The organism is Agromyces sp. NDB4Y10, from assembly GCF_001620055.1.
GTDB classification, from domain to species: Bacteria; Actinomycetota; Actinomycetes; order Actinomycetales; family Microbacteriaceae; genus Agromyces; species Agromyces indicus.
Genome location: NZ_LQGY01000014.1, coordinates 196,678 through 219,830, shown reverse-complemented (window position 1 = coordinate 219,830; position 23,153 = coordinate 196,678). Strand labels below are relative to the sequence as shown.

Genomic DNA, 23,153 nt, shown 5'->3' with positions numbered 1-23,153 from the left:
GGCTTCCAGATTCACGGGCGTCAAGGGTCGCGTGACGGGCACGTGACCGGCCCGTGAACGTTTCGGCCCGAGCGCCTGGACGCTGTGCCAGAATGCTGTACATGCGTACAGCCTCCGTCGAAGATCGCGACCTCACGGCGCGCGCCCGCATCGTCGGCAGCGCACTCGAGCGGTTCGCCGCGCACGGCTACGAGGCGGCGACCATGCGCGACATCGCGGCCGGCGCGGGCGTGAGCACGGCCCTCGTCACGCATCACTTCGGTACCAAGCAGGCCCTCCGTGCCGAGTGCGACGCGCGGGTCGTCCGGTTCATCGTCGAGAAGCAGCGCGTCGAGACGGCTGCGTCCGACGTGCTCGGCGACGTGCTCGGCACCTTCGGGCCGTACCTCGCGCGCATGCTGGGCGAGGGCGGCGAGGCATCCGACGCGCTGTTCGAACGACTGCTCGAGGTGTCGCGCGCGATGATCGCCGACGGTTCGGCGAGCGGATGGCTCCGCGCCTCGCGCGACCCGGAGGCGCAGGCCGCCGCACTCGTACTGCTCGGGGTCGCCCCCTTCCTCATGCTCGATCGGCTCGCCGCCTGGGCGGGCGGCGACGCCGAGACCGGTCTGCGTCGGGTCGCGGTGCCGCTGGCCGAGCTCTACACCCATGGGCTCACGACCGACGACCGGCTCCTCGCCGCGGCCGGGCTGGCCCCGGAGGAGGCACGATGAGGATCCTGCTGGTGACCGCCGGCTCACGCGGCGACGTCGAACCCTTCGCGGCCCTCGCGCGCCGAGCCGTGGGCGCGGGTCACGAGGTGCGTCTGGCCCTCCCCGACCGCTCCGGCGTCGACCTCGACGGGCTCGACGTGCGCAGCCTCGGCGTCGACTTCTCCGCGATGATCGAGTCGCAGGGCGTGTCGCCGCTCGCCGCGATGCGGAACCTCCGCGAGGTGGTCCGGCCGGTCATGCGCGGGGTCATCGTGAACGCGGCGCACGCGGCCCGCGAGTTCCGGCCCGACGTCGTCGTGTGGCATCCGAAGGTGCTGTCGGCGCCGCTCATCGCGGATGCGCTCGGCATTCCGCACGTGGCCGTGGAGATGGTCCCGGTGATGACGCCGACGCACGAGTTCCCGGCCGCGGGGACGGTCACGCGGAGCCTCGGGCCGCTGAACCCGCTGACGTACCGGATGGCGGGCGCGGCCGGCGCAATGTTCCGCGGCGAGGTCGCCGAGGCGGCATCCGTCATGGGCGTCACTCCCCCACGGCGATCATCGCCGGCGTCGGCGACGCTGCTGCCGATCAGTCCGGCTATCCTGCCGGCCCCGGCGGACTGGCCCGACACCACGGTGCTCACCGGCCCGTGGCGCTCGACGTCGACGGATGCCGCAGCACCCGACTCGGCGGTCGAGGCGTTCCTCGGGGCCGGCCCCGTCGCGTACGCCGGATTCGGCTCGATGGCCGCCGGCGACCCGGCCGAGCGCGGGCGGGCCCTCGTCGAGGCGGCGCGATCGCGCGGGCTGCGGCTGCTCGTCGCGACCGGGCTCGGCGGCATCGCCGTGCCCGACGGCCTCCGTGGCGACGACGTGCTCGTGACGCGCTCGGTCGACCACGCGGCCGTGCTCCCGCGCGCCGCCGTGGCGGTGCACCACGGCGGCATCGGCACCGTCCAGGCCGCGATGGGCGCGGGCATCGTCTCGGTGATCGTGCCGTTCATCGCCGACCAGCCGTTCTGGGGTGCGCAACTGCACCGCCGGGGCCTCGGCCCGGCGCCGATCCCGCAGCGGCGCCTGACGGCCGAGCGGCTGGCGTCGGCGCTGGCCGAGGCGTCCGCCCACGAGGCGGCCGTCGCATCCGTCGCCGAGCGGATGTCGCACGAGGACGGCACGGGCACGGCGCTCGCGGTGCTCGAGCGCTTCGCCTGAGACCGCAGACGCGAACCGGATCCCGGCTCCCCGACAGCGGATGCGGCATCCGCCCTCGCGCCGGGGTGCCGGTCAGGAGCATGCTGGACCCATGAACGACCGCGAGGAGTTCCTGAACTGGGTCTACACATCGCTCGCGCAGGCCGAACGGGCGATGTTCGACGGCGACGCCGGCCCCCGGCGCGAGATCTGGTCGCGCGAGGAGCCGGTCACCGTGCTGGGCGCGTGGCGCACCGCGTCGAACCGCCAGGAACTGGTCGAGGTGTTCGACGTGCTCGCGTCGAGCTTCTCGAACTGCACCGCGTACGCGCTCGAGCTGATCTCGTGGGACGTGCGCGGCGATCTCGCATACACGCTCGGCTACGAGCGCGTCACGACGACGATGGATGGTCGGCAGCGCGAGTTCTCGCTGCGCGCGACCCAGGTCTACCGGCGCGAACTCGACGGGTGGAAGGTCGTGCACCGGCACGCCGACGCGACGACGAGCCCCTGACGGGGTGGATCGATCGGTCCGGCCCGAGTGACCTTGGTCACCGACGCCTCCGGCCGTGCGGCGTAGCGTGCCCCATTGGAACGCACGAACCGCGACGAAGGAGGGATCGCGATGAAGGTGCTCGTCGCGTACGCCAGCAAGTACGGCGCCACCGAGGGGATCGCGCGGCGCATCGGGGAGACGCTCACCGGGCACGGCCTCGAGGTCGACGTCGTCAGGTGCACGGACCTGGAGGCGGCAGCCGGGTACGACGCCTACGTGGTCGGGTCGGCCACTTACGCGTTCAACTGGCGCAAGTCGGCCAGGCAGTTCGTCGAACGCAACGCCGACGTGCTCGCCGCGAAGCCGACGTGGCTGTTCTCGAGCGGCCCGCTCGGCACCGAAACGGTCGACAAGGAGGGCAACGACGTACTCGAGGGCGCGAAGCCCAAGCAGTTCGAGGAGTACGAGAAGCTCATCCATCCGCGCGGCATGCAGGTGTTCCGTGGTGCGTACGACCACGACAAGATCCGCGGCGCCGACCGGATGATCGTGTGGATGCCCGCGATCCGCGACCTCATGCCCGAGGGCGACTTCCGCGAGTGGGACGCCATCGACGCATGGGCGTCGTCGATCGCGGCCGAGCTGCAGGCGGCATCCGCTCGCCCCTGACGCCGCGCGGGATCGCACGGGGTGTCGCCTGACGGACCCGATGGCGCGATCCTAGCCTCGCCGGGCGGGTGCTCCCCGTTCGGGCGAGACGGTTTCGCGCCGGCTCCGCCGGTACTTCGGTACTTCGGTACCGGATCTCGCGGACGGATCATGCTTGCCGACGCGTCGAGTCGCGCCGCCCGGCTCCGGGAGCAGCGTCGCGGTGGCGATGACCGGCGGAACCGGCGAGAGGTCGGCGCGCATCGGCCGATCGGCTGAGCAAGCTCGGGCCGCGCGGCCGATGTGGGCGGGCCCGCCCGGCGCGAGCATCGAGACATGACGCAGACCTCACTGCCCGCACCCCGCACCGGCCGCCGCCCGCGCCCCCAGTGGCTCGCGCCGGCCGGGCTCATCGCGCTCAGCCTCGTGCCGATGGCCGCCGGCGCGTTCCGCCTCACCGAGCTCGCGAGCGGCGCGGCCGTCACGCCCGAGAACGCGCGGTTCTTCGACTCCCCCGTGCCGGTGGTCGTGCACATCGTCGGTTCGGTCGTGTTCCTCCTGCTGGGGGCGCTGCAGTTCGCGCCGGCGCTGCGCAGCCGGCGCTGGCACCGGTACGCCGGGCGCATCCTGGTGCCGGCCGGCGTGCTATCCGCCCTGTCGGGCATGTGGATGGCGGTCGCCTACGACCTCCCCGAGCCCAGCGGGACGGCGCTGCTCGTGATGCGGCTCGGATTCGGCACCGCCATGGCGGCCGGCATCGTCGTGGCGTTCCTCGCGATCCGTCGGGGCGACGTGCGCACGCACAGCGCGTGGATGACGCGCGCCTACGCCATCGGGCTCGGCGCCGGCACGCAGGTCTTCACGTTCCTGCCGTGGACGCTCGTCTTCGGCCCCCCGAGCGAGCCGGTGCACGCGGTGCTCATGGGCGCCGGCTGGGTCATCAACCTTGCGGTCGCGGAGGTCGTGATCCGGCGGCGGGTGGGCCGCGGCATCCGTCGCGCCCCCGTCGCGCGCGTGGCGGCCATCGACGAACGCGATGACGTCCGGTCGGCGGCCGCGAGTGCGCACCTATCATGAGGCCATGACGAGCCCGGTGCGCGCACTCTGGTCGGCGCCGCCCGCGCAGCCGCCCGCGCCCCGCCGGGTGGGGCGCGACTGGGTGCTCGTCGCGGCGCTGCCGCTGCTCATCCTGATCGAGGCGGCGGCGCGTCCGGACGTGCCGTGGCGCTGGGCGTGGGCGGCCGTGCTCGTCGTGCTCGTGCCGACACTGCTGTGGCGTCGAATCCGCCCGTTCACGATGCTCGCGATCGCCTTCGCAGTCGGAACGGCCGTCGGCCTCGCGACCGGCGGCGATCCGCAGCTGTTCGCCACGGCGTACTTCCTCGTGCTCGTCTACGCGGTGATGCGATGGGGGTCGGGCCGGGCGATGGTCGGCGGAGCGGCGCTCGTGCTCGCGGGCATCGTGATCCCGGCCCTGTTCCAGCCGCCGGCCCTCGGCGACCTCATCGGCGGGCTCGCGGTGGTCGTGACCACGTCCACGCTCGGCATCGCCTTCCGGTGGCAGGCCGGCGCCCGCGAGCGCGAGCTCGAGGGCGTGCGACTGCTCGAGCGCGAGCAGCTCGCACGCGACCTGCACGATACGGTCGCACACCACGTCTCTGCGATCGCGATCCAAGCGCAGGCCGGTACTGCCGTGGCGCCGCACGACCCGGCGGCGGCCGCCGAGGTCCTGCGCGTGATCGAGGGCGAGGCGTCCCGAACCCTCGACGAGATGCGCTCGATGGTCCGGGTGCTGCGACGAGCGGATGCCGCGGAGCTGGCGCCCGCGCAGGGCATCGCCGACATCCGGCGGCTCGCCCAGCCGGCGGCGCCCGAGCCCGGCAGCCCGGTCGTCGACGTGCGGGTCGACGACGAGCCTGCCGCGGCGGCGCTGCCGCCCGCGGTCGGCGCTGCGGTGTTCCGCATCGCGCAGGAGGCGGTGACGAACGCCCGCCGGCACGCACGCAACGCGACGCACATCGACGTGCACGTGCGGGTCGAGGCCGAGGGCGTGCGGCTCGAGGTGCGCGACGACGGCGAGCCCGCGGCATCCGCTGCGCCGGGGTTCGGCATCACCGGGATGGCGGAACGGGCGGCACTGCTCGGCGGCACCTGCCAGGCCGGCCCTGCGCCGGGCGGCGGGTGGCTCGTGAGCGCCGTGCTGCCGAAGGCCGGGTGGTCGGCATGAGCGTGCGCGTGCTGATCGCCGACGACCATGACCTCGTGCGCACCGGGCTACGGATGATCCTCGACGCGCAGCCCGACATCGAGGTCGTCGGCGAGGCGCGCGACGGCGCCGAAGCGGTGGCGATGGCCCGCGAGCTGCGGCCCGACGTGTGCCTGTTCGACATCCGGATGCCGGTCATGGACGGCCTGCAGGCGACGCGCGAACTGGCGGGTCCGGATGTCACCGACCCGCTGCCGGTGGTGGTGATCACGACGTTCGACCTCGACGAGTACGTCTACGCCGCACTGCGCTCCGGGGCGCGCGGGTTCCTGCTGAAGAACGCCGGCGCGACGATCCTGCGTGAGGCCGTGCACGCCGCGGCGCGCGGGGACGCGCTCATCGACCCGAACGTGACGGTGCGACTGATAGAGGCGTTCGCGGGTCGGGCGCCAGGGGCCGGCCCCGTGCCCGGGCGCGCGCCGGCTGCGCCATCCACCCCGCTCACCGACCGCGAGGAGGACGTGCTCGCCGGCGTCGCGCGGGGCCTCGGCAACGTCGAGATCGGCCGCGAGCTGCACGTGTCGCTCAGCACCGTGAAGACGCACATCGCGAGCATCATGGCGAAGATCGGCGCCCGCAACCGCGTCGAGCTCGCGATCTGGGCGCACGAGCGTGGGGCGCGCGGAGGTCGCTGACGCCGCTCGTGCACCGGATGGGGACTCGACGGCCTGCCGAAGCCCGGTTGGTGCACGAGATACCTCGACACTCGACGGCCGCGAGTGTGCGGCCCTCCCGCTACCCGCCTATGCAGTTCGGGTCGCCCTCGCCGTAGCAGCTGGAGCCGCCGGGGCCGGGCGCGGGCTCCTGCGCGGGCCCGGGAAGGAACCGACCGGTGGGGACCTGCAGGACGAACGCGAGGATCAGCCCGACGCCGCCGACGACGACCGATGTGACGACCAGCCAACGGCGTCGGCTCAGCACCGCGCTCACGACGGCGCCCGCGAACGCGACCACGGTGAGGCCCGCGGTGACGAGGTAGCGGTCGCCCTGCTCGGGCGTGACGACGACCGGCGTCCCCCCGAGCGTGAAGTACGCCTCGATCGCCTGCCACGCGAGGATCAGCACCAGCAGGCCGCCGAGGGCGAGCAGCCCGCCGGCCACGGGTGCCGCCCAGCGACGCGCCCCGGCGACGGGCGCGCTTCCGGCCGCCGCGACGACGGCGACGCCGAGAGCGACGACCACGGTCAGGATGCCCGCATCGAACCACGAGACGCCGTTGCCGAGCAGGCCGACCAGGCCGGATTGCGGCAGCATGGGCAGCGCGCGCACGGTGCCGACGAGCAGCACGACGACGGGGGCGGCGACCACGACGAGCGCCATCCGTCCGGGCCGCGGCATGGACCGCAGCCCGAACTGCACGGCGGCGGCGAGCGCGACCCATACCAGCAGGTTGGGGTCGACCACCATCGCGACGAACGGCAGCAGCATGCCGAGCGGGTCGCTGCCGGGGCCGGACGCCGACAGCACGATGAGCACCAGCCCCACGATGCGCAGGGCCACGACGGATGCCACGAGCACGACGGTCTCGAGGAGGCGGGCTCGCACGTCGAAGACGGGTGCGGGCGGTGCGGTCGCGGCGTCGGGCTCCGCGGAGGCGTCGGATCCGTAGGGTGCTCCGGTCATCCGCCCAGCATCCCCGTGGGCAGAGCCGGCACGCGTCAGGGGTGGCCCTGAGGCGTGCCGGCGCCGGGCGGACAGCGCCGGGCGGCGGCGCCGGGCGGACAGCGCAGGCGGCGGCCCCGATCAGGCGGCGGCGCGGTCCGGGTCGGCCTCGCGTCGGCCTGCGGGCGCAGCCGCGGGCGGCTCGGCGGCACGCTGCTCGGCGAGCTCGGCCTTGGTCGGCGCGAACACGCTGCGGATCACGAGGTCGAAGACGCGGTCGGGCAGCACGCGCCGGAGGCCCACGATGAACTTCGCGCTCACCGGGGTCGCATAGCGGGTGCGGGGCCGGCGGGCGGTCGCGGCCTTGGCGATGGTCGCGGCGACGACGTGCGGTTCGGATGCCGCGGAGGAGGCGTCCGCGGCCTCGAGGGCACGCACGAGCGCGCGGGCCTGGGCGGCGTACGCGGTGTCGCCCGAGCGCTCGATGGCGCTGCGGCGCGAGATGCCGTTCCATTCGGTGCGGATGGCACCCGGCTGGATCACCACGACGCGGATGCCGTGCGGCTCGAGCTCGACGCGGAGTGAGTCGCTGAGGCCCTCGACGGCGAACTTGGTGGCGTGGTACCAGCTGCCGAGCGGTTCGTAGATGCGGCCGCCGATGGAGGAGATGTTGACGATCGTCCCGGATCGGCGAGCGCGCATGCCGGGCAGGACCAGCTGGGTGATGCGCGCGAGGCCGAACACGTTGACCTCGAACTGGCGGCGGGCCTCCTCGATGGGCACGTCTTCGAGGGCGCCGTACGAGCCATAGCCGGCGTTGTTGACGAGCACGTCGATGCGGCCCTCGTCGGCCATGATGCGGTCGACCGCGGCGCCGACGGATGCGTCATCCGTCACGTCCATCGCGATGGCGTGGCCGCCTGCGTCGACGATGGCGGACATGCGGTCGACGCGTCGCGCGGCACCGTAGACGGTGAAGCCGCGGCGCAGCAGTTCGAGGGCGGTCTGCTCGCCGATGCCCGACGAGGCACCGGTCACCAGGGCGACGTGACGTTCCATGAGGGTGTTCCTAACCGTTTGGTTACTTGCGATGGAACGAGTGTCGCATGTCTCAGGTGAGAATGCAACTAACTGGTTATATACTGATTGGCATGGCCCGCAACGCTGAGCAGACCCGCGCCCGCATCCTCGAGGCGGCGACCGCCGAGTTCTCGGCGCGCGGCATCGCCGGCGCCCGAGTAGATCGCATCGCCGACGCAGCCGCCTGCAACAAGGCCCTGCTCTACTCGTACTTCGGCAACAAGGAGCAGCTCTTCGACGCCGTGTTCGCCGCACTCGTGGCCCGGCTCGTCGCGGCGCACCCCATCGATGCCGAGCATCTCGACGAGTACGCCGCCGCCCTCGTCGACTCGTACGTCGCGAACCCCGAGCTCGTCCGCCTCGCCCTGTGGGACCGCCTCGAGCGCGGCGGTGCGGGCATGCGCTCCCCCGAGTTGCTGGCGACGGATGCCGCGAAGGTGGCCGCCATTGCGGACGCCCAGGCCGCCGGCGTCGTCTCCGACCGGTTCGCGGCCGACGAGACACTCGCCGTGATCACGGTGCTCACGTCGATCCTGCCGCTCCTGCTCGACGACGCCTCCGACGCGCGCGTGCGCGAGGTGGTCACGTCGGCGGTGGCGCGGCTCGTCGGCTGAGGCCGGTCGGCGCGCGCACCTGTTCGCCCGTGGGGTTGATCACCATGGCCCGGTGGCCCGCGGCCCCGGCTCGCCGCGCTCGGCGAGCATGAGCGGCCGTCGTCGGGCTACTTGGCTGACGACTTCGTCGCCAGCTTCTTCAGCGAGTCATCTTGGATCGCTTCCAGCACCGCGTCGAACTGCTTCTTGAGAGCAGCCTTCTTCGCACCTTTCGCATCGGTCATCGCCGCCTCCAGATCCGCTGCTTGACGCAGCAGGATCAGGTCGCCGAAGTCCTCGAGCGCTTCGCTGACTTGGTCGGCAAGGGATTCCTTCGATCGGTTCAGGAACCGCGACGCCGCCTCGGCGGTGATCGCGGCCGGCTTCCACTTCTTGAGCGCCGGGCGCTCGGTGCCGTCCACCTTGACGAGCGCATAGGGGAAGGGCCCCCTGACCTGGTCACCCTCCTTGTACGGTGACCCGTCGGGCCAGCTTCCCGCGGAACGGTGGCGCAGCACACCCTTGCCGTCGACGACGAAATCATTCCCGTCGAGTTCGAGATACTCGCGTTCCGCGTCCGGCCGGGAGGGAATGGTCACGTAGCCGCCCGGGATGGCGGCCCCCCGGTCGCCGCCCTCCGATCGGACGGCCAGGTCGTCCTCGACGAGCAGCACGTATCCGGCACCCACGGGCGTTCGCCCGGGTTCGGCGAGCGAGAGCGACCAGTCCATGCTTTTCGGGCTCGCGCCATCGATGGCATCGTCGAGCATGCGAATCGCGATTCGAGCGGCGCCCTTCCCTGTCGAGACCAGCGCCTGCCCCAGCGCTGCTCCGACTCCACCCCCGAGGGCGGTTCCTCCGAGGAAGGCCGGAAGGGTGAGAGCCTCGCCCGCGACGTCGACCCACTCATCGAAGGCCCGCCGGTTGAACGCGTCGAATTTCAGCTTGACCGACACGGTCAACTCGAGTTCCGACACGGACGGGTTGTAGTAGACGACCTTGCTCCCGCGGATGCCCGCATCGTTGACCGGAACGAAGGCGCGGTCGCCGATGCGCTCGAGCCACCAATGCATGGCAACGACGCCCGGCGCGTCGAACTGCGGGTCCTTCACGGCCGACATCACGAGCAGCGCGCGATCACGCCTGCTGGGGCCCGCATACACGGACGAGATGGAGATCGTCAGCGGTTTCCCGATGCCGATCGGTTCGAACGCCGCGATTCCGTTCGCTGTCCCAACTCCGACTTCGACCTCGACGGCGTCCGCAGCCTCAGCTCTCCCCATGGCGACCCCCCAGTCACGATCAATAGTCGAATGCTGCCAGCAGGCTGCCCCTGATGCCCACCCCCAGGGGCGGGATCGCCGTTATGGTTCGCCGTCGGCCGGATGCTCGTCCTTCTCGGAGGTGGTCAACGGCCAGTCGGACCCGGCACCTCGGCCAGCAGGGTCGTACCCGCCCGCTGCGCCGCTCGGGTTCGTGCTGCCGGCGGAGCCGGCGGCCGCGCCGAGTTCGTCGTCGTGCTCTCGAATGTCAGCCATGCATATCCTCCCGCCGGATCACCGCGAATAGCGAGCGCGCCACCGCACCGCGATGAGCGTGCGGCTGTCGCATCCGAGGGCGACGAAGAGATCGGCGACGTGCTTGCGCACGGTCCGTTCCGTGAGCCCGAGGCGCCCGCCGATCTGGCGGTTGGTGAGGCCGAGCTCGACCAGTGCGGCGACCTGGCGCTGGCGCGGCGTCAGCCCGTCGGGGTCGCGGCCGAAGCCGACGCCCGCGGCCATGACCCCGAGCGCGACGACGGCGCGCCGGAACTCCAGGCCTGCGTTGAGCGCGCTGCGGAACCGCTCGAGCCGATCGAGGTCGGCGTCGCCGAAGTCGTGGTCGTCGCGCCACGCGGAGAGCATCAGGAGCCGTTCGGGCGTTCGCAGCAGCGGCATCGCCGCCTGGTACCGACTGCCCCGCGGGTGCAGGAGCACCTGGTAGACCTCGGTGTGCTCGAACCGGCCGAGGTCGACCACGTCGGTCAGGCGCGTCGCCCGCTGCGGCCCTCCGACCACGTGCGGGAAGTACGGGTGGGTGCCGATCAGCCGCTCCCAGTCCGCGTGCTCGCGTTCGCTGATCGGGTCGCCACCGCGGAGTGCGACCTCTCCGCTCACGCGATCGGCGAGGCGGAGCGAGGAGACGCTGAAGGTCGAACCGCCGACGTGCGCGTCGAGGACGGCGAGCGCATCGGCCATGACATCCGCGCCTTCGGCGGCGGCCCGCGCGAGGGCGATGGTGTCGGCAGCGAATCGCTCGCTGGTCATGTGTCCACGATCGGGCTCCGCGCTTGCGCGCGCTACCCCCGAAGTGGGCTGAAAGTGGCTGAAGCGCCACCATGACGCACCTCAGCTCCGGCAGTACCGTGCGCCCATGAGAACTCTGGGGACACGAAAGGGATTGCTCGTCGCGATCGGCTGCGCGCTGCTCGCGACCACGGCGTGCGCGTCCTCCGGGGCGGGCGACGAGGCGGACCCGACCAGCGACACGTCGGCGTCGCCATCCGCTGAAGCGACCAGCGGGACGGATGCCGCACCGGCGACGATCGACGGCAGCTTCGAGTTCGACGCGGGTGCGGCCATCGGCACCCTCGCCGAGCCGTGGACCACCACCGATCGAGCGGACGGGGTGCTGTTCCATCAGCTGCCGGACAAGCCGGGCGTGCCGGTCGACGACGCGGTCTGGGGCGACGTGATCGTGTATGTGCCGGATGCCGCATACGGCCCGGGTGCGACCGAGCCCGAGCCGGTGCCCGCCGACCCCGTGGCGTGGACGTTGTCGCACCCCGACCTCGAGATCCTCGACCAGCGCGAGGTGACGGTCGACGGGGTGACCGCGACCCAGATCGATGCCCGAGCGGTGAACGAGACGAACTGGCTGGCGGTCGAGAGCACGCCATTCGGGTGGGGCGGCGACGAGCGCGTCGTCCTGATCCCGCTCGACGGCGCCTGGCTCGTGGTGCGCGGCAGCACCTTCAGCCCCGAGGTGTCGTTCGCCGAGGACCTCCCGCCGGGCGACGCGCTCAGCGTGCTGCTCGACTCGGTGGACCTGCCCGACTGATCGGGCGCGTGACGACGGCCCGGCCCTCGGGGGAAGGCCGGGCCGTCTGCGTGGGGGCAACCACAGACTGACGGTTCGTCGATACATGAGGGCAGGCACGGAAGGGAAGGCGCAACGCCCTCGTCCAGGGCCTTCGCGATGCCACGACGGGTTGGCCGACCGTTGAGCTGCTGCAGGTCGGTCAGCCGCGCGGCCCGGCGGCGACGACCGCGCCGAGCGCCTGGACGGCCTCGGAGAGCTGCTCGGCGGTGATCGCGTGGCCGAGGTACTGCAGCACCAGTCCGTCGAGCGCGGCGAACATCGCTCGGTCGAAGCCCGCACTGCTCGACAGTCCGAGGTCGGACCTGCCGTGCGCGAGCTCCTGGACGTATCGCTCGTAGAGCGTGCGCACGGCTGGCTGCAGGTCGGGCCGCCGGCTCGACTCGAGGACCATCTCGAACTGGAACACCTGCAGGGCAGGCTCGGAGAGCACGTTCTCGACCAGGGCGGACCGGAACGACTCGGGGTCGCCGGCGTACTCGCCGAGGTTCGCCAAACCGATCGACCGCTCCATCGACCATTCGAGGGCTGCCGCGAGCAGCTTGTCGCGCGTGCCGAAGTGATGCGCGATGAGCGTGTTGTTGACGCCCGCCTGGTCCGCGACCGCCCGGAACGTCATGCCGCGCAAGCCCTTGGTGGCCACGACTCGGACCGTTGCTGCGAGCAGCGCCTCCTTGCCGTCGCCATGGTTCAGGGGCCGCTTGGCCGGGTCCGTCATGCGCTCCAGTGTAGGCAGCGGCGGAACGGACGTCCGCGAATCGGTTGACGTCGAACTGAGCATGTGCTTAGCTTACCGCCACCGATACTCAGCAGTTGCTTAGTTCGTGCCGTACTGCTCAGCAACCGCGCCGTGAAGGAAACGACGATGTCTCTGAACACGCATGCACGACCGACCTCTCGCCCGCCCGAGGTCGATGTCCTGGTCCTCGGCGCCGGGTTCGCCGGCCTCACGGCCGCCCGGGAACTCACTCAGCGCGGCCTCTCCGTGCGCATCCTCGAAGCGCGGGACCGCCTCGGCGGACGGACCTGGTTCGCCGACGGCCTCGGGCGGAGGCTCGAGCTCGGCGGCACCTGGGTGCACTGGACCCAGCCGTACGTCTGGGCCGAACTCGCCCGCTACGGCATCGGCACCGTACCGAGCCCAGAGCCTGTCATCGCGCACTGGTGGGAGGACGGCAGGCCGAGATCCGGCGAGCCGCTCGAACTCCTCGCCCGCCTCGACGAGCCGAACCGCCGGTTGACGGCCGAGGCCAGGCTCGTCTTCCCCGAGCCGTTCCACCCGTTGAAGCGGGCCGCCCTCGTCGAGGCCGTCGACCAGGAGACGGTCGCCGAGCGCATCGCCGCCCTCGGCCTGCCGCAGGCGGACCGCGCGCTGCTCGAGACGTTCTGGACGCTGAACGTCAACGGGTCGATCGATGCGGCCGCCTATTCGCAGGCGCTGCGCTGGGTCGCCCTGACCAACGGCGATTGGGCGGTGAACTTCGAGGCGTGCGCCTCGTTCAAGATCGACGGCGGCACGGGCCGCCTGGCGCACGCGATCGCGGATGACACCGACGCCGAGCTGCGGTTCGGCGCCGTGGTCGTCTCCGTCGAGCACGACGAGGACGCCGTCCGTGTGACGACCGCCGACGGCACGACCCACACCGCGCGCCACTCGATCTCCACGCTTCCACTCGCAGCGCTCTCACGGGTGCGGATGGTGCCCGAACTTCCCGACCCGATGCTCGAGGCAGTGCACCAGGGGCAGGCGGGTCTCGGCACCAAGGTCTGGTTCCGCCTCGAGGGCGTGACCGAACCGTTCGTCGCATTCGGAGAGAAGGACTGGCCGCTGAACTTCTTCCAAGGCGAGTACCCCGATGGCGACGGGATCATCGTGATCGGATTCGGGCCCGAAGCCTCCGCGATCGATCCGACCGATGGCGCAGCGATCGAGCGCGTCATCGGCCGGCTCATCCCCGGCGCACGCGTCACCGACGTGAGAGGTCACGACTGGGTCGCCGATCCCTTCGCCGGGGAAACCTGGCCGATGCACCGTCCGGGCTACCTCACCCGGGCTCTTCCCGGATTCCACGCCGGCGTCGGCCGGCTGCGCTTCGCGGGGTCCGATTACGCCCACGGCTGGGGCGGCTTCATCGACGGCGCCATCGAGAGCGGCCTTGTCGAGGCCCGCCGCATCCTCACGGAGCACGTCGAAGCCGGCGCGCGCCTGCTGGCTGTCAGCGCCTGACCGTCGCGTTCCCGACCACCCAACGCCCCCGAGCACCGCTCGAAGTCCAAAGGAGGACCTCATGAGCATCACCACACGAGCCGAGACCGCGACGCCGGAGAGCCCGCTCCGCACGTCCCTCAAGCCGAACAGTCTCGGCTTCATCGGCATCGCGTTCTTCGTCATCGCCGCCGCCGCGCCCATGGCCGCCTTCGTCGGCGCCGGCCCCGTCCTGTTCTCGATCATGGGCCCGGGCGTGCCGCTCGTGTACGTCATGGTCGCGCTCGTCATCGCGCTCTTCGCGGTCGGATACCTGAAGATGAGCCGGCACATCGTGCACGCGGGCGGCTTCGTCGCCTACATCGCACGCGGGCTCGGGCGGCATGCCGCCACGGGCGCGGCGGGCATCGTCATCGTCACCTACATCGCGCTGCAGGTCGGGTTCTGGGCGCAGTTCGGCGTGTTCGCACAGCAGCTGGCGGCCGGATGGCTCGGCATCGACCTTCCGGTCTGGGCTTGGGCGCTCGGCTTCATCGTGCTCACGACGGCGCTCGCGATGCGCGGCGTCGACCTCAACCTGCGCGTTCTCGGCATCCTGCTCGTCGCAGAGATCGCTGTCGTGGCGATCCTCGTCGTCGGCATCGTGATCGGCGCGGCAGGCAACCCGCCCTCGCTCGAGAGCTTCAGCCCGTCGCAGCTCGCGAACCCCGGCTTCGGCGTTGCCGTGCTGTTCGTCTTCGCGTGCTTCACGACGTTCGAGGCAACCACCGTCTTCAGCGAGGAGGCGCGCAACCCGCGTCGCACCATCCCACTCGCGCTCTACGCCGTGGTGCTGTTCGTCGCGGTGTTCTACACCGTCGCCACGTGGGCCGTGAGCTTCGCGGTCGGCGCGGACCAGGTGCAGCAGGCTGCCACCGACGACCTCGCCGGCATCATCTTCGGGCTCGCCGCAACCTACGTCGGCCCATGGCTCGACGTCACGATGCAGGTGCTCGTCGTGTCGAGCTTCATCGCGATGCTCATCGGCATGCAGAACATGTTCGCGCGGTACGGCTTCGCCCTCGCGCGGGCCGGCGTGCTGCCCGCACCGTTGTCACGCGTCAGCCGCCGCGCGCAGGCCCCGGCCGCCGCGGCGCTCGCGAACGGCGTGATCGTCGCGGTGATCGTCCTCGGCTTCCTGCTCGCCGGCGCTGACGCCATCGAGGTGGTCTACGCCTGGTTCGTCGCGCTCGGCACGGTGGGCTTCATCGTGATGATGGCCCTCGCGTCGCTCGCGATCGTGGTGTTCTTCCTGCGCGAGAAGGCCGAGACCGGGTTCTGGACGACGAAGGCCGCACCTGCGGCATCCTTCGCGCTGGTCGTCGCGGTGCTCGTCATCGCGCTGCAGAACTACGACGCGATGCTCTTCAGCGAGGGCGCCACCGCCAAGCTCCTGCTCTGGCTCATCCCGATCGCGTTCGCCCTGGGCGCCGCGCTGCCCACGGTCAAGAAGGACATCGACTACGAGTCGGTCGTCGAAGCGGCCCCCTGATCTTCGTTCCCGCACCGAAACTGAAAGGGCTCATCATGAGCAACTCCACTTCCGCTTCCACCCCGGCCGAGCAGGACTTCGTTCCCACCGATGAATGGCCCGACGTCACGGCGATGCTCGAAGGGTTCGGCGAGCCGAGCATCGGCGCGACGGACGCGCTCGAGGGCTCGACCTTCGACATCCGCTTCGACAACGGCTGGACCATCGCCCACCGCTTCGAGGACGGCGCAGTCACCTGGACCATCATCGAGGGCGACGGCACCGGGATGACCGGCTCGCACCCGTACCGGGCCGTCGAGGCGCGGCCGGGTCTGTACTTCATCGACTTCATCAAGGGCGAGGGCGCGCACGCGAGCGATGTCTCGATCGTGCTCGACCGCAACGACGGTCGGGTGACGGTCGCCGACTCGAGCTTCGTGGACCGGCAGGGTTCGGTGCGCATGCAGACCGCCGTACTGACCGGGCGCGTCGTCGGCACCGGCGAGATCGAGCCCCCGCGCCGGTCGAGCGCGCTCGTCGGCAAGCGCATCTACTACCGCTACAGCCCGACCGAGCACTACGAGCACATCTACCTCAACAACGGCACGTTCGTCTGGCACTGCATCCGGGGCGCCGAGCAGGGACTGGCGGATGTCGACGCGGCGACGGTGTACCAACTCGGCGACGGCATCGTGATGCTGCACTGGAGCGAGTCGGTCATGCCGGTCGAGTCGTTCCTCGTCGTCGACCTCGTGGCCGAGCGCTCGATCGGTCGCATGTTCTGCTGGGACGGCCCCACCCTCGCGCCGGTGCACCTGCCGTTCGACAGCCGCTTCACGGTCCTCAACGAGACCGCCCACCCCACCGACTGACCACGCGACGACGCTTCCGGAGGAACCCATGTCGACCACGCAGCCCACCACCATCCTCGAGGCGATCACCGCCGACGAGGCCACCGGCCGTCCGATCCCGGATGCCGCGACGCGGGAGATCATCGGCCATGCACCGGTGCACACCCTGGCCGACCTCGATGCGGCCGTCGCCGCCGCCCGTGCCGCCCAGCCCGCGTGGGCGGCGCTCGGACACGGCGAGCGCAGCCGCATCCTGAACGCCATCGCCGACGAGATCGAGGCGAACGCCGAGGAGCTCGCGGTGCTGCTCTCGCGCGAGCAGGGCAAGCCGCTCGACGGGCCGAACGCCCGGTTCGAGGTCGGAGCCTGCGCCGTGTGGACCCGCAACGCGGCGGACACCGCGATCGAACCCGAGGTCGTCTTCGAGGACGGCGCTGCGCGCGCCGAGTTGCACTACGAGCCGCTCGGAGTGGTCGGCGCGATCGGGCCCTGGAACTGGCCGATGATGATCTCCGTCTGGCAGATCGCGCCCTCGCTGCGCATGGGGAACACGGTCGTGGTGAAGCCGAGCGAGTACACGCCGCTCTCGGTGCTGGCGCTGGCGGAGGTGTTCAATCGACATCTGCCGGAGGGCGTGCTCACCGTGATCGCGGGCGATCGCGAGGTGGGCGCCGCGATCGCGGCCCACCCGGAGCTCGACAAGGTCATGTTCACGGGCTCGACGGCGACCGGGCGGCGGATCGTGGAGTCGTCGGCGCAGAACCTGGCGCGGCTCACGCTCGAGCTGGGCGGCAACGACGCCGGCATCGTCCTTCCGGGCACTGATGTCGAGGCGATCGCCGAGAACCTGTTCTGGGGCTGCTTCATCAACACGGGGCAGACGTGCGCCTCGCTGAAGCGCCTGTACGTGCACGAGTCGGTGTACGACGACGTGGTCAACGCGCTGGCCGGGATGGCGCGCGCCATGCCGATGGGCCGCGGCCTCGACGCCGGAAACGTGCTCGGCCCGCTGCAGAACGAGAAGCAGTTCGACATCGTGCGGCGCCTCGTCGACGACGCGCGCGGCCGCGGTGCGCGCGTCGTTGCCGGCGGCGAGCCCGCGCCGGAGCTCGGTCCGCTGTTCTATCGCGCCACGGTGGTGGCTGACATCGAGGACGGTGCGGCCCTCGTCGACGAGGAGCAGTTCGGTCCTGTCGTCCCGGTCATCCGCTACTCCGATGTCGACGACGCGATCGCGCGGGCGAATGCCACGGATCACGGTCTCGGCGCCTCGGTCTGGTCGGATGACCCGGACCAGGCGGTCGCGATCGCCCGTCGCATCCAGGCCGGCACGGTGTGGATCAACCAGCACGGCGCCCTCAACCCGAACATCCCATTCGGCGGTACCAAGGCCTCGGGTTACGGCCACGAGTTCGGTATCCACGGCCTGAAGGCGGTGTCGTCACCGAAGGTGATCTCGCGCTGACCCTCGCGCGGATCTCGCGCACAGAACGAGGCCTTCCGCTCGGCGGAGGGCCTCGTTTCTGCACGAGAGCAGGCACGCGTGCGGGCGGAGGCCTCGCCCGCTCGCGGGACGTCGACTGGATTGCCCGACGGGTGGCCAGAGGCCCCCAGTACGCTGTGGCTGTCGAGCACGATCGCGAGGACCCATGTCGACGAAGCAGCCCGCGATGTCACCGTCGGACCAGCCGGTGACCGAGGTGCTCGACCGCGCCACCGGTCCGCGTCGTGCCGAGGCCGATGAGCTGCTCGCGATGTTCGGCGAGGTCAGCGGTGCGCCGCCCGTCGTCTGGGCGGGCCGCATCATCGGGTTCGGCGAGTACCGGTACCGGTACGAGAGCGGGCGTACGGGCCTGAGCCCCCGGCTCGCGTTCGCGCCGGGTTCGACGAAGCACACGATCTACCTGCCCGAGCACTTCGCCGAGCGCTGGCCCGACCTGCTCTCGCAGCTGGGCCCGCACGACGCGAGCAAGGTCTGCCTGTACCTCAAGCGACTCACGGGCGTCGATCGCGGCGTGCTGCGCGAGCTGCTGGAACGCACGCTCGCCGAGACGCCGTCGACGACGTCATGAGCACCCGGCGCGGCCGGCGCGTCCGGCGATCCCGGACGGCGCTGTTGGTCGGCGGCAGCCTCGTCGCCGGCCTCGCCGCCCTCGCCGCGTGGATCCGTTTCGGCGGCCCGCGTCTTCCGGCCGACACCGACGCCGTGATCGACCGCGTCGCGGCGAGCGATCTCGCGGGCGTGGTGACGGGCACCACCGGTGAAACGGATGCCAGTGGCATCCGTCTCTGGTTCGAGTCGATCCCGCCGGTGGGACCGGAACGGGGCACGGTGCTGCTCTTCATCTCGCTCGGGGCCGACGGGCTGCTCTGGCCGCCCGTGTTCCTCCGCGCGCTGACCGGCGCGGGCTATCGCGTCATCCGGTTCGACCAGCGCGGCACCGGCGCGTCGGACTGGCTGCCCGAGTGGAGTCCCGAGCACCCGTACACGCTCCTCGACCTGGCCCGTGACGCGGTGGCCGTCCTCGACGCGACGGGCACCGACCGCGCGCACCTGGTCGGGCTGTCGTTCGGCGGGATGGTCGCCCAGGAGGTAGCGATCCTCGCGCCCGACCGGGTCGCGTCGCTCACGCTCATGTCGACCTCACCCGATCCGACGGACCCGACCCTACCCGAACCGCGGGTGGGGCAGCTGGCGCTCCTCGCCATCCGGAACCTGCCGCTGCTGAAGTACCGGCTTCGCGGCGGCGACCGCGCGCTCGTCAAGGAGCGCATCGCGAAGATGATCAGCGCGTTCGGTCCGGACGGCGTCGACGTCGAGGAGAACGCCGCGCTGGTCCTGTACGACCTCCGCCACCGCAACGGACTGAACTTCCGGGCGTTCCGCCAGCATCAGGCCGCGGTCGCCGCGACCCGGTCTCGCACCGCCGCCCTGGCGACGCTCGCAGTGCCGACCCTGGTCGTGCACGGCACCGACGACGACTTCATCCCGTTCGAGCACGCGCGGCGGCTCGCCGCGTCGATTCCGGATGCCGCGCACCTCTGGCTCGGCGGCGTCGGCCACGTCTTCCCGTACCCGCCGTGGGCCGACGTCGAGGGCGCGATCGTCGCGCACCTCGACGCGGCGGCACGCTAGCGCGCCCGCCCGCTGTCGTGGGCGCCGGTGCGCCGCTCTCGTGCAGAAACGGTGCCTTCCGCGGGAGGCGGAGGCACCGTTTCTGCACGATTGCGCCGGTGAGTCGGGCGGGTCAGGCGGCGCTGGGCAGCGACACCGTCGCGTTGGGCACGGATGCCACGACGAACTTGCCGTCGGCGGCATCCACCCGCACCGCCTCGCCGTCGCCGAGGGCGCCGGTGACGAGGAGGTCAGCGATGCGGTCGTCGATCTCGCGCTGAATCAGGCGACGCAGCGGGCGAGCACCGTACTCGGGCTCGTAGCCGCGTTCCGCAAGGAGCGCCACCGCGGCATCCGTCACCTCGAAGCCGATCTCGCGAGCGGCCAGTCGACGCTCGGTCGCGCCCAGCATCAGGCGCACGATCTGCGCGATCTCAGAAGCCGAGAGCTTCTGGAACAGCACGATCTCGTCGATGCGGTTCAGGAACTCGGGCCGCATGGCCTCGCGCACCTTGCCCATCACGCGAGCACGCACGTCGTCGGCAGACGAGAACCCCGAGCCATCCGTCGACGCCACGAAGCCGAGCGCACCCGATCGCGACGCGAGGAACTCCGAACCGAGGTTCGAGGTCATGATCACCACCGTGTTGCGGAAGTCGACCGTGCGACCCTGGCCGTCGGTCAGGCGTCCGTCGTCGAGCACCTGCAGCAGCAGGTTGAACACGTCGGGGTGCGCCTTCTCGATCTCGTCGAACAGCACGATCGAGTACGGGTTGCGCCGCACGCGTTCGGTGAGCTGTCCGGCCTCGTCGTAGCCGACGTAGCCGGGAGGGGCGCCGACGAGCCGCGACACGGTGTGCCGCTCGCCGAACTCGCTCATGTCGAAGCGGATGATCGCGCCCTCGTCGTCGAACAGCGACGACGCCAGCGCCCGCGCCAGCTCGGTCTTGCCGACGCCGGTCGGCCCGAGGAACAGGAACGACCCGACGGGCCGACGCGCGTCGCCCATGCCGGTGCGGTTGCGGCGCACCGAGCGGGAGACGGCGGTGACCGCGTCATCCTGCCCGATGACCCGGGCGTGCAGCTCGCCCTCGAGATTCGCGAGACGCTCGCGCTCGCCCTCGGTAACCCGATTGACCGGGATGCCGGTGGCCCGCGAGATCACGGCGGCGATCTCGGGCTCCCCCACGGTGGTCGAGTAGGGCGCTCCAGCGCCCGTACCGAGATCACCCTCCCCAGACGGGTCTCGATACGCTCCGCTTCGCTCCGCTACTCGACCAGCGTTGCGCGCCGTCGCGTCATCCAGCTTCGCCTGCACCTTCGAGATCTCGTCGCGGATGCGCGACGCCTCCTCGTAGTGCTCGGCGCGGACGGCCGCGTTCTTGTCGGCCTCGAGCTCCGCGAGGCGCTCGATCAGCGCCGAGACATCCACCTTCACGCCCAGCTTGAGGCGCAGGCGTGCGCCGGCCTGGTCGATGAGGTCGATGGCCTTGTCGGGCAGCACGCGGTCGGTGAGGTATCGGGCGCTGAGCTCGACGGCGGCGCGGAGGGCGTCGTCGGTGTAGGTGACGCCGTGGTGGTCCTCGTACGCGGGGCGCAGGCCCTGCAGGATGAGCACGGAGTCCTCGATGGACGGCTCGCCGACCTTGACCGGCTGGAACCGGCGCTCGAGCGCGGGGTCCTTCTCGATGGTCCGGTACTCCTTGAGCGTGGTCGCACCCACGAGGTGCAGCTCGCCGCGGGCGAGGCGGGGCTTCAGGATGTTGCCCGCGTCCATGCCGCCCTCACCGGCACCACCGGCGCCGACGACCGTGTGCACCTCGTCGATGAACACGATGAGCTCGCCCCGGTGCTCGGCGATCTCCTCCATCGTCTTGGTGAGGCGCTCCTCGAAGTCGCCGCGGTAGCGGGTGCCGGCGAGCATGCCGGGCAGGTCGAGCGCGACGACCCGCTTGCCGAGCAGCGCCTCGGGCACGTTCTCCTCGACGATCGCGCGGGCCAGGCCCTCGACGATCGCGGTCTTGCCGACGCCGGCCTCGCCGATCAGCACGGGGTTGTTCTTCGTGCGGCGGCTGAGGATCTCGATGGTCTGCTCGATCTCGTCGGCACGGCCGATCACGGGGTCGAGCTCGCCGTTCATGGCGCGCTCGGTGAGGTCGATGCTGAACTTGTCGAGCATGGGGGTGGCGGATACCGCGGCATCCGTCTGCTCGCCGTACCCGTCGTTCGCGGTGTCGGTGCCGTCACCCTGAGCGGATGCCACGTGCTCGCCGAGCCCGGCCGCGAGTGCGTCGGCGGTGACGCCGGCCCGCGCGAGCACCTGCCCGGCGGGGGCGTCCTGCCCGAGCACGAGCGCGAAGAACACGTGCTCGGGATCGATGTACGTCGATCCGCTCGAGCGGGCGACCTGGTACGCGTGGAACAGCGCGCGGCTGGCGCTGGGGGTGATCATGGCCGCGTTGGCGTCGGCGGTGTCGGATGCCGCGGGCAGCCGCGCCTCGGTCGCCGTGATGATGCGCTCGGGGCTCGCGCCGACGCGCGTGATCGCCTGCGCGACGGACTCGTCCTCGACGATGACGCGCAGGATGTGCAGTGCGTCGAGCTCGGTCTGCCCGCGCTCGAGCGCGAAGCGTCCAGCGCGCTGCAGAATGCTCTGGGTGCGCGAGGTCAGGAACCGGCTGAGGTCGATCGACCGCGCCTGCCTGGCCTGCTCACCCGCGAGGTAGCGGCTCAGGAACTCGTCGAACGAGCTCGCGCCGGCCTCGTTGAAGTTGTCGGGCACCTAGGTCCTCCTGGGAACTTGAGTTGGGTACGCTCAAGTTCAACGCAGGGATGACCGGGGTATTCCCGGCTATCCCCGGGCGGATCGATGGATAGGATGTCTACGAATTGCGTGACAGCAGGTCGAACCGTGGGAGGTCGCGTGGCGGACCTGCAGGTCAGTACCGTTCCATTTCTAAGGTGGGCGGGGTCCAAGCGGTGGCTGCTGGCAGCCCTTACCGATCTGCTTCCGAAGGGCTTCGGGCACTACTACGAACCTTTCGTGGGTTCCGGTGCCGTCTTCTTTTCCATCGCGGAGGGCCAGCCAGCGACCCTGTCCGACACGGTCGAGCCGCTGATCTCCTGCTATAGGCAGGTCCAACTGAATCCTGATGCAGTGTACGACCGAATTCAGGATTGGGAAACTGATCGTGAATCGTATTACACGATCCGCTCGACAACGTTCGCCGATCCCGTCGACTCAGCCGCGCAATTCATCTACCTGAACAAGCTCTGCTTCAACGGGCTGTATCGCGTCAACCAGCAAGGCAAGTTCAACGTTCCCTATGGGCGCCCCAAGTCGGGGATCGTCGCTACGAGAGAGAACCTGAACGCGGCGTCCCGCGCTCTCCACCAAGCCAGATTGCAGACAGGCGACTTCGAACAGGCCCTAGAGAATTGTGCCGAGGGTGACCTGGTGTACCTCGACCCGCCGTATGTCGCCGGCCATCGCTCGAACGGCTTCGTCGATTACAACGCCCGCATCTTCCGGTGGGAGGACCAGCGCCGACTCGCGTCCGTTGTTCGGAAACTAAACGACCGCGGCGTATTCGTACTCCTATCCAACGCCGACCATCCGTCGGTGCGCGAGTTGTATGACGGGTTCGTGATGCAGTCGGCGGTACGATATTCGAGCATGTCCGCTCGCTCGTCTATGCGTGGCCCGAGCGCCGAACTGCTGGTACTGAGCGATGCCCTGGTCGAAGGAATGATGCGTGGCTAG

The 23,153-nt window shown here is 70.9% G+C and carries 23 protein-coding genes; 16 read left to right on the top strand and 7 right to left on the bottom strand.

All coding sequences use genetic code 11. From position 1 onward, the window contains the following. Nucleotides 1-101: 101 nt before the first annotated feature. The 7 genes from AVP42_RS04055 (at nucleotide 102) to AVP42_RS04025 (ending at nucleotide 5,930) form a co-directional block, all read left to right on the top strand. The gene (locus AVP42_RS04055) at nucleotides 102-713 is read left to right on the top strand and encodes a TetR family transcriptional regulator (RefSeq protein WP_197466946.1); all 612 of its coding nucleotides are present in this window, start codon (nucleotides 102-104) and stop codon (nucleotides 711-713) included. Then, on the top strand, nucleotides 710-1,906 hold the full coding sequence (locus AVP42_RS04050) for a glycosyltransferase (protein ID WP_067946331.1): 1,197 nt from the start codon (nucleotides 710-712) through the stop codon (nucleotides 1,904-1,906). The genes AVP42_RS04055 and AVP42_RS04050 overlap by 4 nt, the downstream gene beginning before the upstream one ends. A 91-nt stretch (nucleotides 1,907-1,997) precedes the next feature. Next, a complete protein-coding gene (locus tag AVP42_RS04045) occupies nucleotides 1,998-2,399 on the top strand; it encodes a nuclear transport factor 2 family protein (protein WP_067946329.1) in 402 nt (133 codons plus the stop codon). Between the two features lie 111 nt (nucleotides 2,400-2,510). Further along, a complete protein-coding gene (locus tag AVP42_RS04040; RefSeq protein ID WP_067946327.1) occupies nucleotides 2,511-3,050 on the top strand; it encodes a flavodoxin domain-containing protein in 540 nt (179 codons plus the stop codon). A gap of 315 nt (nucleotides 3,051-3,365) precedes the next feature. Then, on the top strand, nucleotides 3,366-4,106 hold the full coding sequence (locus AVP42_RS04035; protein ID WP_067946325.1) for a DUF2306 domain-containing protein: 741 nt from the start codon (nucleotides 3,366-3,368) through the stop codon (nucleotides 4,104-4,106). A 4-nt stretch (nucleotides 4,107-4,110) separates the two neighbouring features. After that, on the top strand, nucleotides 4,111-5,256 hold the full coding sequence (locus AVP42_RS04030) for a sensor histidine kinase (RefSeq protein ID WP_067946323.1): 1,146 nt from the start codon (nucleotides 4,111-4,113) through the stop codon (nucleotides 5,254-5,256). Beyond that, on the top strand, nucleotides 5,253-5,930 hold the full coding sequence (locus AVP42_RS04025) for a response regulator transcription factor (protein ID WP_067946515.1): 678 nt from the start codon (nucleotides 5,253-5,255) through the stop codon (nucleotides 5,928-5,930). Before AVP42_RS04030 ends, AVP42_RS04025 begins: the two co-directional genes overlap by 4 nt. Nucleotides 5,931-6,030: 100 nt before the next feature. On the opposite strand, the gene AVP42_RS04020 is transcribed toward AVP42_RS04025, so the two are convergent. Both AVP42_RS04020 and AVP42_RS04015 read right to left on the bottom strand, forming a co-directional pair. Then, nucleotides 6,031-6,918 (bottom strand): hypothetical protein, encoded by an 888-nt coding sequence (locus AVP42_RS04020; RefSeq protein WP_067946322.1) that lies wholly within the window; start codon nucleotides 6,916-6,918, stop codon nucleotides 6,031-6,033. A 120-nt stretch (nucleotides 6,919-7,038) separates the two neighbouring features. Then, nucleotides 7,039-7,956, bottom strand: a complete 918-nt coding sequence (locus tag AVP42_RS04015) for an oxidoreductase (protein WP_082846973.1) — start codon at nucleotides 7,954-7,956, stop codon at nucleotides 7,039-7,041. Nucleotides 7,957-8,048: 92 nt separating this feature from the next. Between AVP42_RS04015 and AVP42_RS04010 the strand changes: the two genes are divergently transcribed. Further along, nucleotides 8,049-8,591, top strand: coding sequence for a TetR family transcriptional regulator (locus AVP42_RS04010; protein ID WP_067946320.1), 543 nt, complete (start codon nucleotides 8,049-8,051; stop codon nucleotides 8,589-8,591). A gap of 107 nt (nucleotides 8,592-8,698) precedes the next feature. Here AVP42_RS04010 and AVP42_RS04005 read toward each other — a convergent pair whose 3' ends face one another. From AVP42_RS04005 to AVP42_RS04000, 3 genes are all read right to left on the bottom strand, one after another. Then, the gene (locus AVP42_RS04005; protein ID WP_157356710.1) at nucleotides 8,699-9,853 is read right to left on the bottom strand and encodes a hypothetical protein; all 1,155 of its coding nucleotides are present in this window, start codon (nucleotides 9,851-9,853) and stop codon (nucleotides 8,699-8,701) included. A gap of 81 nt (nucleotides 9,854-9,934) precedes the next feature. After that, nucleotides 9,935-10,108, bottom strand: coding sequence for a hypothetical protein (locus AVP42_RS16390; RefSeq protein ID WP_157356709.1), 174 nt, complete (start codon nucleotides 10,106-10,108; stop codon nucleotides 9,935-9,937). A gap of 18 nt (nucleotides 10,109-10,126) precedes the next feature. Continuing rightward, nucleotides 10,127-10,876, bottom strand: coding sequence for a LuxR C-terminal-related transcriptional regulator (locus AVP42_RS04000; protein ID WP_067946316.1), 750 nt, complete (start codon nucleotides 10,874-10,876; stop codon nucleotides 10,127-10,129). Between the two features lie 106 nt (nucleotides 10,877-10,982). On the opposite strand from AVP42_RS04000, the gene AVP42_RS03995 reads away from it, so the two are divergent. Then, a complete protein-coding gene (locus AVP42_RS03995) occupies nucleotides 10,983-11,669 on the top strand; it encodes a hypothetical protein (protein ID WP_157356708.1) in 687 nt (228 codons plus the stop codon). Nucleotides 11,670-11,850: 181 nt separating this feature from the next. Here AVP42_RS03995 and AVP42_RS03990 read toward each other — a convergent pair whose 3' ends face one another. After that, nucleotides 11,851-12,426, bottom strand: a complete 576-nt coding sequence (locus AVP42_RS03990) for a TetR/AcrR family transcriptional regulator (protein WP_067946312.1) — start codon at nucleotides 12,424-12,426, stop codon at nucleotides 11,851-11,853. Nucleotides 12,427-12,573: 147 nt separating this feature from the next. Between AVP42_RS03990 and AVP42_RS03985 the strand changes: the two genes are divergently transcribed. The 6 genes from AVP42_RS03985 to AVP42_RS03960 all read left to right on the top strand — a co-directional run bounded on the left by AVP42_RS03985 (nucleotide 12,574) and on the right by AVP42_RS03960 (nucleotide 19,411). Beyond that, a complete protein-coding gene (locus AVP42_RS03985; RefSeq protein WP_067946311.1) occupies nucleotides 12,574-13,935 on the top strand; it encodes an NAD(P)/FAD-dependent oxidoreductase in 1,362 nt (453 codons plus the stop codon). 61 nt (nucleotides 13,936-13,996) lie between these two features. Continuing rightward, a complete protein-coding gene (locus tag AVP42_RS03980) occupies nucleotides 13,997-15,445 on the top strand; it encodes an APC family permease (protein WP_067946309.1) in 1,449 nt (482 codons plus the stop codon). Between the two features lie 35 nt (nucleotides 15,446-15,480). Then, nucleotides 15,481-16,296: a MoaF C-terminal domain-containing protein gene (locus tag AVP42_RS03975; RefSeq protein WP_067946307.1), complete on the top strand. Its 816-nt coding sequence runs from the start codon at nucleotides 15,481-15,483 to the stop codon at nucleotides 16,294-16,296. Between the two features lie 28 nt (nucleotides 16,297-16,324). Continuing rightward, complete coding sequence (locus AVP42_RS03970; RefSeq protein WP_067946304.1) at nucleotides 16,325-17,740, top strand: aldehyde dehydrogenase family protein; 1,416 nt, start codon at nucleotides 16,325-16,327, stop codon at nucleotides 17,738-17,740. Nucleotides 17,741-17,945: 205 nt separating this feature from the next. Beyond that, on the top strand, nucleotides 17,946-18,347 hold the full coding sequence (locus AVP42_RS03965; RefSeq protein WP_231878534.1) for a DUF1801 domain-containing protein: 402 nt from the start codon (nucleotides 17,946-17,948) through the stop codon (nucleotides 18,345-18,347). Then, a complete protein-coding gene (locus tag AVP42_RS03960; RefSeq protein ID WP_067946300.1) occupies nucleotides 18,344-19,411 on the top strand; it encodes an alpha/beta fold hydrolase in 1,068 nt (355 codons plus the stop codon). Before AVP42_RS03965 ends, AVP42_RS03960 begins: the two co-directional genes overlap by 4 nt. Before the next feature lie 112 nt (nucleotides 19,412-19,523). Here AVP42_RS03960 and AVP42_RS03955 read toward each other — a convergent pair whose 3' ends face one another. Then, on the bottom strand, nucleotides 19,524-22,172 hold the full coding sequence (locus AVP42_RS03955; protein WP_067946299.1) for an ATP-dependent Clp protease ATP-binding subunit: 2,649 nt from the start codon (nucleotides 22,170-22,172) through the stop codon (nucleotides 19,524-19,526). Between the two features lie 141 nt (nucleotides 22,173-22,313). On the opposite strand from AVP42_RS03955, the gene AVP42_RS03950 reads away from it, so the two are divergent. Then, complete coding sequence (locus AVP42_RS03950) at nucleotides 22,314-23,153, top strand: Dam family site-specific DNA-(adenine-N6)-methyltransferase (protein ID WP_067946296.1); 840 nt, start codon at nucleotides 22,314-22,316, stop codon at nucleotides 23,151-23,153.